This is a genomic window from Sphingomonas sp. CFBP9019, from assembly GCF_034045155.1.
Taxonomy (GTDB): domain Bacteria; phylum Pseudomonadota; class Alphaproteobacteria; order Sphingomonadales; family Sphingomonadaceae; genus Sphingomonas; species Sphingomonas aerolata.
The window spans coordinates 1-13214 of the sequence record NZ_JAXCWK010000001.1 but is presented as its reverse complement, the minus strand read 5'-3'; the positions used below and the strand labels follow the sequence as shown (position 1 = coordinate 13214).

Sequence of the window (13214 nt, the reverse complement as noted above, 5' to 3'; positions counted from 1 at the left end):
GCGCGGTCTGCACGGTCTTGCAATATGCTCGATTGGCCTCGGCCCCGTGCCTGCGATGGCGCAAACCGGGTTCGAGATTTCCGTCGCATCGGATGACCGCTTTCGCGGACAGACGGTCAGCGGCGATCGACCGATCGGCACCGCGACGCTGGCCTATGACGATGTCCGTGGGCTTTATGCCGGTATTTCGGCGACGGTCGTTGCGACGCGAGACAGCGGCGTCCGGCCGCACCGTTCGGTACAGTATGTCGGTTACGCCAGACGTCTCAGCGGCGCGCTGACCTTCGATATCGGCATCACCAATCGGGTCTATAGCCGGTTCTTTACCGGCGACTATGCACGCCGTTTGACTGAAGCCTATGTCGGACTGATCGGGCGGCGCGTGCAGTCGCATCTCTACCTGACGCCCGATTATGACGGCCGCGGCGGCGAAGCGGCCTATGTGGACGTCAACGCGACGCTGGTCGAGCACGGCCCCTGGTCCTTGGCGGGCCATGGCGGGGTCCTGACGCCACCACGCGATCCCGGCAGGCCGCGATTCATCGAGCTCGACTGGCGACTGGGTGTCGCGCGCCGGTTCGATAGACTCGCCATCACCGTGCAATGGGCAGGCAATGGCCCAAACCATGACAGCGGACGCTGGCAGAGCGGCCTCATCCTCGGCGCGAGACGCAGTTTCTAAAAAGTTCCAATGGGTTGAACCGTTTTTCGCGCGCGCGACACTAACGCATGTCACCGCCTGCAGCGGTGATGGGATGCGGTCGGAAAAACCTTCGAGCGACGCAAGAACGCCCATTTTCGACAGGATCCGACCCACCGAAACCCGCCGCGGAGTCTTGCTGCGCGGCATGTCAGGAGAAGAAGCATGAAGATCCAGACCGATCTACACGCCGGCAAGCGCGGCGCCGATGATCCCGCCGGCCACATCCGTCGCGGTCGTGGCAGGGACGATCCCAAGCCGCACGCCTGACCCGCTGCGGTTGCGATCTCAGATGATCGTTTCCAGACGAGATGGCCGGACTTGTTCCGGCCATCTCCGCGTCCGGCACGCAATCCCCCTTCTCGTTGCCAGCGTGCTCGGCATCGCGGCGGGCGCTGACGCAGCGGACGTGCCCGCGACCTATGCCGAGGCACAGCGCATCGCGAGCCCGCTGCCCTGGCGCGCGGACTGGTGGACGATCTTCGGCTCCCCAGAGCTCGACGCGCTTGTCGCGCGGGGCAATATCGATAACGCGGACATCGCGATCATCGCGGCGCGGCTTTCGATCGCACGGGCCGCCGTCCGCACGGCCTCCGCCGAACGGCTGCCGCGGGTTGCCGCGATCGCCGGCATCGCCGACCAGTCAGGCAATCTTGCCACCGCCAGCGGCGAAAACGGCCGTCTGTTTGAGCTTGGCCTCCGTGCGGCGTGGGAGCCCGACCTATTTGGCGGCCTTGGCAAGGCCGCGCGCGCGGCGCGGCTGGATGCGCGCGCCGCAGAAGCGACATTGGCCGGTGCGCGGCTCGCGGTGCAAGCGGAGATTGCGCAGACCTATTTCACGTTGCGCGCGCTCGATGGCGAGCGCGACGTCCTGGCCAGCGCGATCGACCGGGCGGCGCGGGCGCTGGCGATCGTTGCGGCGCAGGCCGCGCGCGGCAATGCCGCGGCGCGCGATGTCAATCGGCGACAGGTGGAACTTGCCATGCTGCGCGCCGACCTGCTCGCGCGCGACCGCGACCGCGCACTGACCCGGCATGCACTGGCACTGCTGGTCGGTGCCGCAGCAATCCCCGACCGTCGCGCCGCACCGGAACTCCTCACGGTTCCCACGATCCCGGCCGGACTGCCGAGCGAGATGCTGCTGCGACGGCCGGACGTTGCGGCGGTCGCGGATGCGGTGGAGGCGGCGCGGTTGCGGCATCGGGCCGCGAAGACCGCATGGTTTCCGGGCTTTGCGCTCACGGGCAATGGCGGGCAGGCCTCGCCGACGCTCGGCGAGCTCCTGTCCCAGACTGCGCAGACGTTCGGCTTCAACCTGATCCTTTCGCTGCCGATCTTCGACGGTGGCCGTACCGCCGCGCGCGTTCGCAGGGCGGCGGCCGAGGAGGAGCTGGCCCAGGCGCAGCAGCGCGACACTATCCTGCGCGCGTTTCGCGACGTGGAGGACCAGCTCGCCGCCACGCGCCTGCTTGCGGCGGAGGAGGCGGTGGCGCGCGAAGCGGCAGATGCGAGCCTTCGCGGCGAACAGCTGGCTGCCCGACGCCTCGCCCGCGGCTCGATCAGCCTGCTCGAGTCGCTCGACACGGCACGCGCGGATCTTGGCGCGCAAACCCGGCTGGTCCGGCTTCGTCATGCGCGGGCGATCGCCACCGTCGGCCTTGTCCGCGCGCTCGGCGGTGGATGGCGGACGACGTCTTCGCCGCCATCCCCCCTCACTCCGGCGGGGCAGTGATCGCGGCATGGCCACGCCATTCGCCCGGACGCATAACGCGCTGGCTCGCGAGACGCCGCGCCTGGCACTATTCGCGCTTGCCGTCGCAGCAGCCCTGCTCGCGATCTGGCTGCTGTGGTTCACGCTGGCGTCGGTGACGCTGTACGAGGTGTCGACCAGTGCGCGGCTTGAGGTCGGCACGGCCCCGCGAGCCGTGTCGCCCGCGCAATCGGGGCGGATGATCGCGACGCGGCTCGCGATCGGGCACCGCGTGACGGCCGGGGACGTGCTGGTCTCGCTCGATGCCGAACCCCAGCGGCTCCGGCTCGCAGAGGCGGAGCGGCGAATGCGCGACTATCCGCGACGTCTGGCGTCGCTTGACCGTGAGATGGCGCTGCTTGGGGATGCCGAAAGCGCGGATCGATCGAGCGCGGCGGCGGCAACGCGTGCGGCGCGCGCGCGCGCGACCGAAGCCGATGCAGCTTCGCGTCTTGCCGCGGATATCGCGCGACGCCACGTCGAGGATAGCGAGGCGGGTGGCGTGTCGCAGGCCGACGCCATCCGCGCCCGCGCCGATGCGCGCCGTGCCGCTGCTACGCGCGATGCGCTCGCCGAGGACGCACGCCGCATCGCAACCGAGGCACAGTCCCGCGGCGGCCGGAACAGCGCGCACCGCGAGGAGCTCGAACGCATGCGCCTCGCCCTGGCCGACGACCAGGCATCGACCGCGGCGCTGGCCACGCAACTGCGTATCGACATTGCCGGTCGCGTGGTTCGCGCGCCGGTGTCGGGGGTCGTCGCGGATGTCCAGGCGGTCGCCCCAGGCGCGATCGTCGTGGCAGGTCAGCGGCTCGCGACGATCCTCCCGGCCGGCGACCTGATCGTTGTCGCGGCGTTCGATCCGGCCAACGGACTGGGCCGGATCCGTCCGGGTCAGCGCGCCACGCTTCGCCTCGCGGGGTATCCCTGGACCGAATATGGCGTCGTGCCGGCACGGGTCGAGCGTGTCGCCGGCGAGCTGCGCGACGGCCGGATGCGGGTCGAGCTGTCCGCGGCACGCGGCGCCATCCGCGGCGTCGCGCTGGCGCACGGGCTTGCGGGGTCGGTCGAGGTCGCGGTCGAGCATGTCTCGCCCGCGCGGTTGCTGATGCGGACCGCAGGCGGGGCGCTGCGATGAGCGGTCCGCGGCGATGGCTCGCCCCCGAAGTCGTCCAGACATCGAGCATGGATTGCGGCCCGGCGGCACTCAAGTGCCTGCTCGAGGGGCATGGTATCCCGGTCAGCTACGGGCGGCTGCGCGAGGCGTGCCAGACCAGCGTCGACGGCACGTCGATCGACACGATCGAAGCCGTCGCCAACCATCTCGGCCTGGCGGCGGAGCAGGTGCTGGTTCCCGCCGACCATGTGATGCTCGCCAGCATAACGCTGCCCGCGATCGTCGTGGTTCGCCATGCCGATGAGGCGACGCATTTCGTCGTGCTGTGGCGGCGCGTTCGCGGCTGGGTGCAGGTGATGGACCCGGCGATCGGACGACGCTGGCTGCGCGAGGCGACGTTCCGCGCCGCGATCTACCGGCATTGCACGCGCGTCCCCGCGGCGGCCTGGCACGGATGGGCACGCTCGGCGGAGGCAGCGACGGCGTGGCGCGAGCGCCTTGCCGCGATCGGCGTCGCGGGCGGAACGGCGGATCGGCTGCTCGCTACCGTCACTGCTGCGGAGTGGCAGCACGCCGCCGCGATCGATGCAGCGATACGGCTGGTGACGGCGCTGGTCGACGCGTGCGCGCTGCCGCCCGGATCGGATGCCGCACGACTGATCGGGGCGCTCGCCGATCGTGCTGCGGCCGATCCGTTCACGGCGATCCCCGAAACCTATTGGAGCGCGGTCCCCGCCGGGGACGACGCGGTGGTGCGCGGGGCGGTGCTGGTGACCATCGCAGGCAGGCATACCGCCGCCGCGCCCGCCGCCGATCTTCCGCCCGAACTCGCCGCCGCGCTCGTCGAGCCGCCCGCCACGCCGCTCCGGACGCTGGTTGCGATGCTGCGGGCCGACGGCCTGGTCGCGCCGGTAGCACTGATGTTCGCCACGGCGCTCGCGGCGGGCGCGCTGATGCTCGAGGCGCTGCTGTTCCGCGGCCTGATCGACGTCGCGCAGCGGCTGCCGATGGGGCTGGACCGGCTGACCGCGGGAGTCGCGCTGCTCGTGTTCATCGCGGTGCTGCTCACGATCGAACTGGCGACGGGATCGGCGGCGCTGCGGATGGGACGGATGCTGGAAGTGCGGCTGCGGATAGCGCTGCTCGCAAAGGCGCCGCGGCTGGCCGATCGCTATTTCCAAAGCCGCCCGATCAGCGACATGGCGGACCGGAGCCACAATATTCACGGGATCCGCAATGTTCCCGGCATCGGTCTGCGCTTCGTCGAGACCGTGTTCGAACTCGCCCTGACCGCGCTCGCGATTGCGCTGATCGCCCCGGACAGCGGCCTTGCCGCAGCTGGCGTCGCGCTGCTGACGATCGCGATGCCGCTCGCGATCCAGCCGGTGCTCAACGAACGCGACCTGCGCGTCCGCAATCACGCAGGCGCGCTCCACGGCTTCTATCTCGACGCGATCCTTGGCCTCGCGCCGATCCGCGCACACGGCGCGCAGCGCGCGGTGGCGCGCCAGCACGAGGGGCTGCTCGTCGAATGGGCGCATGCGATGCGCAGTCTCGCGCGCACCGCGGTTAGGGCGGACGGCGCACAGGCTTTGATCGGCACCATGGCGGCGGCGGCGCTGGTCGCGAGCCATCTGTCGCGCGGGTCCGGTGTCGGCGGTGCGGACCTGTTGCTGGTGTTCTGGGCGCTGAAGCTTCCGGGCCTGGGATCGCGGCTTGCCGGGCACGCGCAAAGCTACCCGGGCCAGCGCAACGTCCTGCTCCGCCTCGTCGAGCCGCTCGATGCCCGGGAAGAGCCGATCGCCGGCCCGGCGCCGACCGGCGAGGGTCCCGTCGCGATCGCGTTCGATGCGGTCGATATCGTCGCAGGCGGGCATCCGATCCTGACCGGGCTCAGCGTCCGCATCGCGCCAGGCGAGCATGTCGCGATCGTCGGCACCTCGGGGGCGGGCAAGTCGACGCTGCTGGGCGTCCTGCTCGGCTGGCATCTGCCCGCGGCAGGAACGGTCACCGTCGATGGGGCACCGCTCTGCGCGGTGGCGTTGCGCGCGACGACTGCCTGGGTCGATCCGGCGATCCAGCTGTGGAACCGCTCGCTGCTCGACAACCTGCTCTACGCCGCGACCGACGACGCGATCGGTCAGGTCGGGCCCGTGATGGCGGCGGCGCGGCTGCGCGGGATCGCGCGCGCGCTGCCCGAAGGACTGCAGACGATGCTCGGCGAAGGCGGCGGACTGTTGTCGGGCGGCGAGGGACAGCGCGTCCGGTTCGGGCGGGCGCTGATGGTCGCCGATCCCAGGCTGGTGCTGCTCGACGAGCCATTTCGCGGGCTCGATCGTGGTCAGCGCGAGACGCTGCTCGCCGAAGCACGCGTGTGGTGGGCCGAGACGACGCTGCTGTGCGTCACCCATGATCTCGCGGAAACGCAGGCGTTCGATCGGGTCCTCGTGATCGAGGACGGGCAGCTGATCGAGGACGGCGCGCCGGCGGTGTTGGCCGCGGCCCCGTCGCGCTACCGCGACCTGCTCGACGCGGAAACCGCGGTGCAGGATGCGCTGCGCAAGGGCACGGCGTGGCGGCAACTGACAATGGTCGATGGCCTGGTCGTGGAGCGCGCACGATGACCGATCTCGCCCCCAATTGGTGGCCGCTTGCCCGGCTCGGCGAAGCGATCGAGGCGCTGGCGCTGGATGCCGGGCTGATCCGCGACCCGCCGACCGATCCGCTGGTCGTCCCCGCCGCCTTCGCGCTCGAGGACGTGCCAAGGTGGACAGAATGGGCGGCGGCGCGGCTGGGAGTGGAGGTGGTCGACGTCGAGACACCGGCCTCCGCGATCGACGCTGTGCTGGCAAGCGGCGGGCCCGCGATCCTGCTGGATGACACGGCGGAAGGCCCGGGTTTCTTCGCGCTCGCCGGCCGGCGACGCGGCGGCGTGCTGCTGCTCGATCGGCAGGCGCACCGTCGCCGCGTACCGATCGCTGCGCTGCGCGATCGCCTCGTCGAGCCGGTCGCGGCAGAACACCGCGCGGCGGTCGATGAACTGCTCGATCGCGCGATGATCCAGCCACGCCGTCGTCCGCGCGCCGCGGCCGCGCTGCTCCACGAACGGCTGCAGGCCGAACGGATCGGCGGGATCAGCCTGCTCCGTGCGCCTGCCTCCGCGCCGGTCTGGCGGCAGATGCGGCTGGACGGCGGTCTGCGTACGCTCGCGCTGATCGTTGCGGCATTCGTCGCACTCTACGTGCTGGAAATCGCAGGGTGGAAGGTGATCGGCGAAGGCGTTCTGGCGGGCAAGGTCGATTCCGGCTGGCTGCTCGGCTGGATGGTGATCCTGCTCACCGCCGTCGTTGCGCAGACCGCGAGCGCGTGGTGCGAGGCGAGCCTCGCGGTCGACCTCGGACGGATCATGAAGGCGCGGCTGCTCGCCGGCGCGCTCGCGTTGCGACCCGACGCGATCAAGCGCAGCGGTGTCGGCCAGATGATCGGTCGCGTGATCGACGCGCAGGCGCTCGAAGCGCTCACCTTCAACGGCGGTATCGGGGTGCTGCTCGCGGGGATCGAACTCGTCTTCACCGCATGGGTCCTCGCCCATGGCGCAGCGCCGGCCGCGCATCTGACCCTGCTGGTCGGCTGGCTCGCGCTGACCGGGTTGCTTGGCTGGCGATATTTCGTGCGGATGCGACGGTGGTCGGGGGAGCGTCTGGACATGACCAACGCGCTTATCGAGGCGATGGTCGGACATCGGACCCGGTTGGCCCAGGACCGCGCTGCGCGCCGGGACGCGCAGGACGACGCGGTGGTGCAGCGCTATCTCACGACATCGGCGGCGATGGATCGCGCGAGCATTGTCGGCGTGACTGCGCTGCCATCGATCTGGCTGTTCGCGGGCATCGCCGCCCTCGTCCCGGCCTTTGCGGGACAGCCGGTGCCGTCGCCCGTGACGCTGGCGATAAGTCTGGGCGGGCTGCTTCTCGGCCAGCGCGCTTTTGGCGGGATCGCCGGCGGTTCGGCTGGACTTGCACGCGCCGCGATCGCCTGGTCGCGGGTGCGCGATCTCTTTGCCGCGTCGCGCGGCGGGGCGGTCACGGTGAACCGGCGAACCGACGGGATTGCGGACGAGGACCGGCCGTTGATCGAGGCCGAGGGGCTTATGTTTCGCTATCCCGGTGCCGATCGCCGGATCGTCGATCGCGCGAACCTGACGATCAGGCACGGTGAGAAAATCCTGCTCGACGGCGCGTCGGGCGGCGGAAAGTCCACACTGGCTGCATTGCTGACCGGACTGGAGACGCCGACATCGGGGTTGCTGCTACTCGACGGCCTCGACAAGGCGACGCGGGGCGACGCCTGGCACCGTCTGGCCGCCGCCGCGCCGCAGTTTCACGACAACCATATCCTGTCGGGATCGCTCGCCTTCAACCTGCTGATGGCGCGCAGCTGGCCGCCCACCTCCGCCGATCTCGCCGATGCGACGGAGCTCTGCGAGGAGCTTGGTCTGGGGGATCTGCTGTCGCGGATGCCGGGCGGGATCGAGCAACAGGTGGGCGAGACCGGCTGGCAGTTGTCGCATGGCGAGCGGAGCCGCATCTTCCTCGCGCGTGCGTTGCTGCAGCGCGCATCGCTCACGATTCTCGACGAGAGCTTCGCGTCGCTGGATCCACAGCGTCTTGGTCAATGCCTGGCCGCGGCGATCAGCCGGTCGCAGGCCCTGGTCGTCATCACGCATCGATGATCACGCATATTCGACTATGCCAGCGTCGCGCTCAGCGCGTCGATCGGAGCCTCAGGGTATCGTCAGACTTGGACAGACCCCTGCGGAAGCCAGACTTTTACAAGCCGCTTGGGAGTAACCCGTCTGTGGTTCTAGGCACCTGGTGCCTTAGATGCCTTTCGAAAAATTGGTATCCAGGTCGTTGGTGCGGATATCGGTCAATGCTCGCTTACTTCGTCCGGTAGACTGGCCAACACGCTCCGACTGCTCTTTTCCCATGAGATCGACCCTACGCTGAAGCGCGGGAGGCGTGACTGGCCGAGAAGATCGCAAAGCGTCGCGGCTTGCCTCTGCGTAAACTACGTAAATCTAGCCCATGATCCTTGACCTAAACTGGCCCGATCCAACGAGGTGGCCATGATCAAGACAATTCTCGCAATCGTGGAGGGCCCCGTCCGCGGTGGCAGCTTTATCGACGCGGTCCTTGGCTTAGCCGACCAGCGGCAGGCGCATATGATCTTCGATGTCCTGACCGCGGCACCCATGCTGTCGCCTAATCTTGCCCCGTTCGGCACGGTGTACACTTTGTCCAGCGAACTTCGGCAACTGGTCCGCGACCATGCCAGCAGCCTGCGCGCGCTCCTGCCGCCCGACAGCCAGGCGGAGATCGTGTCGCAATGCGACGATGTCGGGTGGATCCCGGGCGACGTCCGCGCCAGCGCGCCTCTCGCGGATCTCGTCATGATCGGTCCGCATGAGACCTGGTCGATCGATTGGCTCCGCCGCCGGACAATCGAGACCGTATTAATGGCCTCGGGCACGCCATTGTTGCTGCTGCCGCCGGGCCGCTCGATCCGCAACGTCGGTCACGCCGTGCTCGGCTGGAAGCCCGGGGCGACTGCGATGCGCGCCTTGCAGAATCTCGTCCGGCTCGCCGCGCCCGGTGCGCGGATCGATGTCGTTGCGATTAAACACGGTCTGGCCGATCAGCCGGAAACCGCGCTCGAACCGGTCGTCGCGCTGTTGCACCGCCACGGTTTCGGGGTTGAGGGGCATGCGCTAGACCGGAGCGGGAAAGCGCAGGACCGGTTGACCAGCTTCGCGCTCGATCGCGGTGCCGACCTCCTCGTTGTCGGCGGCTTTGCGCATTCACGGATGCGCGAGATCCTGCTCGGCGGCGTAACGCGCAGCCTGATCGACGATCCGCGTTTGCCCGTTCTCATGGCGCACTGAATGCCCGGCACGGCCACGCCGTCCGTCGATGCCGATCGCAGCGGACTGTCCAGCGCGGTCGCGGCCGAACGGCTTTTACGCGACGGCCCCAATGAATTGCCGCGCGCCGACCGGCATTCGGTGTTGCGGCTCGCGCTGGACGTGCTGCGCGAGCCGATGCTGGCGCTGCTGCTCGCCGGCGGTGTCGCCTATATGCTGCTCGGCGATCTTACCGAAGCGCTGATCCTGCTCGCCTTCGCGACGTTTTCGATCGTTGTGACGGTGGTCCAGGAAAGCCGCACCGAGCATGTGCTGGATGCATTGCGCGATCTCTCCGCACCGCGTGCGCAGGTCGTCCGCGATGGTGCGCGCCAGCACATCGCCGCGCGCGAGGTGGTGTGTGGCGATATCCTCGTGCTCGAACAGGGGGACCGGATCGCCGCCGATGCGCTGCTGTTCGACGCCGACGATCTCCAGACCGACGAGTCGCTCCTCACCGGCGAATCGCTGCCCGTGGGCAAGCTCCCGGCAGCGGATGCCGCCGCCGCGGAGCCCCGCCGCCCCGGTGGCGAAGGCCAACCCTTCGTCTATTCGGGCTCGCTCGTCACGCGCGGCAATGGGCTTGCACGCGTTCTCGCGATCGGGCCACGCACCGAGGTGGGACGGATCGGCCAGTCGCTGGCGAGGCTGGAGACCGAGGTACCGCGTTTGCGCCGCGAGACGACCCGGATCGTGACCTGGTGCGGGATCGGCGGCGGCGCGGTCGCGCTACTGGTCGTTTTGTTGTTCGGGCTGCTGCGCGGCGGCTGGATCGAGGCGCTGCTGGCCGGGATCGCGATCGGCATGGCGATGTTGCCGGAGGAGTTTCCCGTCGTCCTGACGGTGTTTCTGGCGATGGGGGCGTGGCGGATCGGCAAGGTCGGCGTGCTCACCCGCCGTGCGGCCGCGATCGAGACGCTGGGATCGGCCACGGTCCTGTGCACCGACAAGACGGGCACGCTGACCGAAAACCGCATGTCGGTCGCCGAGCTTTGGTTGCCCTCTTCCGCGACGCTCGTGCTCGCGGAGAATAGGCCGGTGACGCCTGGCTATCACGCGCTGCTCGCCACCGCCGCGCGCGCCAGTGCGATTGCGCCGAGCGACCCGATGGAGATCGCGATGCACGACGCGTGGTCCGCGGTCGTGGCGCGGTCGCCATCCACCGGAACGCTCGTCCACACCTATGCGCTGCGTCCCGAATTGTTGGCGATGTCGAACGTGTGGGACGACGGCGACGCGCTGCGTATCGCGGCCAAGGGCGCGCCCGAGGCGATCGCCAGCCTGTGCGCGCTTGCCCCGGATCAACACGCAGCGATGACCGCCGCGGTCGACGCCATGGCGGTGCGCGGCATTCGCGTCCTCGCCGTCGCGAGCGCGGCACCGCCGGATCGCGACTGGGCGCAAACGCAGCACGGCTATCGCTATCAATTGGTCGGGCTGGTCGGACTGGCCGATCCGATCCGCGCCAGTGTTCCGGGTGCGGTCGCCGAGTGTCGTCGCGCAGGAATCCGTGTCGTGATGATCACCGGCGATTATGCCGCGACCGCGCGCTCGATCGCGCGGCAGGCGGGAATCGCCGAGGGCGAGGTCCTGACCGGCGCGGACCTCACGACGCTCGACGATGCCCAGCTCGCGTCACAGCTGCCAGCTGTGACGGTGTTCGCGCGGATAATGCCCGAGCAGAAGCTGCGCATCGTCGACGCGTTCAGGGCCGCGGGCGAGATCGTCGCCATGACGGGTGACGGCGTCAACGACGCGCCCTCTCTCAAGGCCGCGCATATCGGTGTGGCGATGGGCAAGCGCGGGACGGACGTCGCGCGCGAAGCCGCCGCGATCATACTGATCGATGACGACTTCGGCGCGATCGTCCAATCGGTGAGGCTGGGCCGACGGATCTACGACAATATCCGCAAGGCGATGGCGTTCATCTTTGCGGTGCACGTGCCGATCGCCGGGCTCGCGCTGCTGCCGCTGTTCTTCGGCATGCCGATCCTGTTCGGGCCGATCCATATCGCCCTGCTCGAAATGGTGATCGATCCGGTCTGCACCCTCGTGTTCGAAGCCGAGCGGGACGAGGAAGACGTCATGCGCCGCCCGCCACGCGCGCCGTCCGAGGCGCTATTCTCCATGCCGATGATTGTCTGGAGTGTGTTCCAAGGCGGCCTAGCCTTCGCCATACTGGCGGCAGTGTTTCTAATCGAGCAAGCGGCCGGGATGCCAGAGCGCGAGCTTCGCGCGTTAATCTTCTTTGCGCTGATCGCCGAAATCCTCGCGCTGATCCTGGTCAACCGGTCGTTCAGCGCGTCGATGCGCGATGCGCTGGTCCGCCACAATGCAGCACTCCGCTATGTCGTCGCAGCGATTGCCTGCGTGACAGGTCTGATCCTGTTTCTGCCCCGTGCGCAGATGCTGCTAAAGTTCGGCTTGATCGCCTGGAGCGATATGACGCTGGCGCTCGGCATGGGCATCGGGCTGCTCGCCATACTCGAAGCGTGCAAGCCGCTGATCCGCAAGGCGACGCCGCGCAGGCGGAGCGATCCAGCCAGTCGAGCCCTTGTCGTGCAATGATCGACGCTTTTTCAGGCACAACCCCTCGCCGGCCTGCCCGTTTACCTTTGCTCTGTTGGGCAGACGAACCATCGGGGTTTTTTGGTCGATCGCTTTGCTTAGTGGCGCGCCTCTAAGCTGCAATCGCTAGGAGTTTCTGGAGTCGACCATGCTTGGCTGCTTGGGCCGGCGGTCAAACGCCGTGTACGCAGTTGTGACCACGGGGCGTTTGGATGCGATCAGATCTAGCGATGGGAGGCAGGATTGTCGGCTGACGGCAGCAGATCATTCGCGTCTGCGCTTCGCGAAAACGCCGGATGTCGTCGTTTCCTTCCCAGTCACCATACTCATGAGGACGTGGTGATCAGGGAGATGAGCGATTGTGCAAGGTCGGGTAGCGGGGGAGGATGCGCGAATGTCCAGGTTTGGGTCGTTCTCGCCGGTGCATATTCTGACACCACAGCTACGCGAAGAACGCGGCGACGTCGGTGGCACCGAAGACCGTTGGTTAACGGATTGCGACGTGTTCGATCGGGGGAACAGAGGAAGATCAAGCGGCATGGATCGTAATTCTGTGGGGAGGTTGGAGACGTGTTGACGGCGGTTCCCGGTCGGGGAGGATACCGTCCTAGCCGCCCTCTCCGCTCCAAGATCTCGCGCTGGAGCCTGCACGCCTGCCGGTACGCGAACTCGCGCGCTTGCATAATGCGGAACGCAAGGCAGTCGCGACCAGCACGCGGCCGCGACCGTGAAGGCGCTGGTGGCAGCGGTGGCGGCAAGCGGTATCGACATCGTCTATGCCGACACCTTTATCGCGAGAGGGTCTAACAGCTTACCGCAGTGTTCCCGGACGATTCGCTGAAGGCACAGGCGTTCGAGCGCATCCGTTCGCTGATCGACACCGTGGTGTTGAAACCGGAAAACGGCGTACTTACGATCCATCTTCGCGGCGAGTTTGCGTCAATGCTAGAGCTAAGCGCTGGAGCGGAAACGCAAAAAGCCTCCGCGGGGGTTTCCGGGGAGGCTTTGCAAATTAAGATGGTTGCGGGGACAGGATTTGAACCTGTGACCTTCAGGTTATGAGCCTGACGAGCTACCGGGCTGCTCCACCCCGCGACGGTCCGGTTAGGGACGTAAG

General features: G+C 68.3%; 7 protein-coding genes and 1 tRNA gene. 7 read left to right on the top strand and 1 reads right to left on the bottom strand.

What is annotated here, in order from left to right; genetic code table 11:
- The first annotated feature begins 55 nt into the window (after positions 1-55).
- The 7 genes from SOM18_RS00040 to SOM18_RS00010 all read left to right on the top strand — a co-directional run bounded on the left by SOM18_RS00040 (position 56) and on the right by SOM18_RS00010 (position 12097).
- Positions 56-682 carry a TorF family putative porin gene (locus SOM18_RS00040; protein WP_031440440.1) on the top strand — a complete coding sequence of 209 codons (627 nt, stop codon included), beginning with the start codon at positions 56-58 and terminating at the stop codon, positions 680-682.
- A 310-nt stretch (positions 683-992) separates the two neighbouring features.
- Positions 993-2432 (top strand): efflux transporter outer membrane subunit, encoded by a 1440-nt coding sequence (locus tag SOM18_RS00035; RefSeq protein WP_042466997.1) that lies wholly within the window; start codon positions 993-995, stop codon positions 2430-2432.
- A 7-nt stretch (positions 2433-2439) separates the two neighbouring features.
- On the top strand, positions 2440-3588 hold the full coding sequence (locus SOM18_RS00030; RefSeq protein WP_320481121.1) for an HlyD family secretion protein: 1149 nt from the start codon (positions 2440-2442) through the stop codon (positions 3586-3588).
- Positions 3585-6191 (top strand): cysteine peptidase family C39 domain-containing protein, encoded by a 2607-nt coding sequence (locus tag SOM18_RS00025; RefSeq protein ID WP_320481120.1) that lies wholly within the window; start codon positions 3585-3587, stop codon positions 6189-6191. The genes SOM18_RS00030 and SOM18_RS00025 overlap by 4 nt, the downstream gene beginning before the upstream one ends.
- Positions 6188-8299: an ABC transporter ATP-binding protein gene (locus SOM18_RS00020; RefSeq protein ID WP_320481119.1), complete on the top strand. Its 2112-nt coding sequence runs from the start codon at positions 6188-6190 to the stop codon at positions 8297-8299. Before SOM18_RS00025 ends, SOM18_RS00020 begins: the two co-directional genes overlap by 4 nt.
- Positions 8300-8695: 396 nt before the next feature.
- Entirely contained in the window at positions 8696-9511 is an 816-nt protein-coding gene (locus SOM18_RS00015) for a universal stress protein (protein WP_042466795.1), read from the top strand.
- Positions 9512-12097: a cation-translocating P-type ATPase gene (locus SOM18_RS00010; protein ID WP_320481118.1), complete on the top strand. Its 2586-nt coding sequence runs from the start codon at positions 9512-9514 to the stop codon at positions 12095-12097.
- 1018 nt (positions 12098-13115) lie between these two features.
- On the opposite strand, the gene SOM18_RS00005 is transcribed toward SOM18_RS00010, so the two are convergent.
- Positions 13116-13192 (bottom strand) — tRNA-Met (locus SOM18_RS00005).
- Positions 13193-13214: the final 22 nt, after the last annotated feature.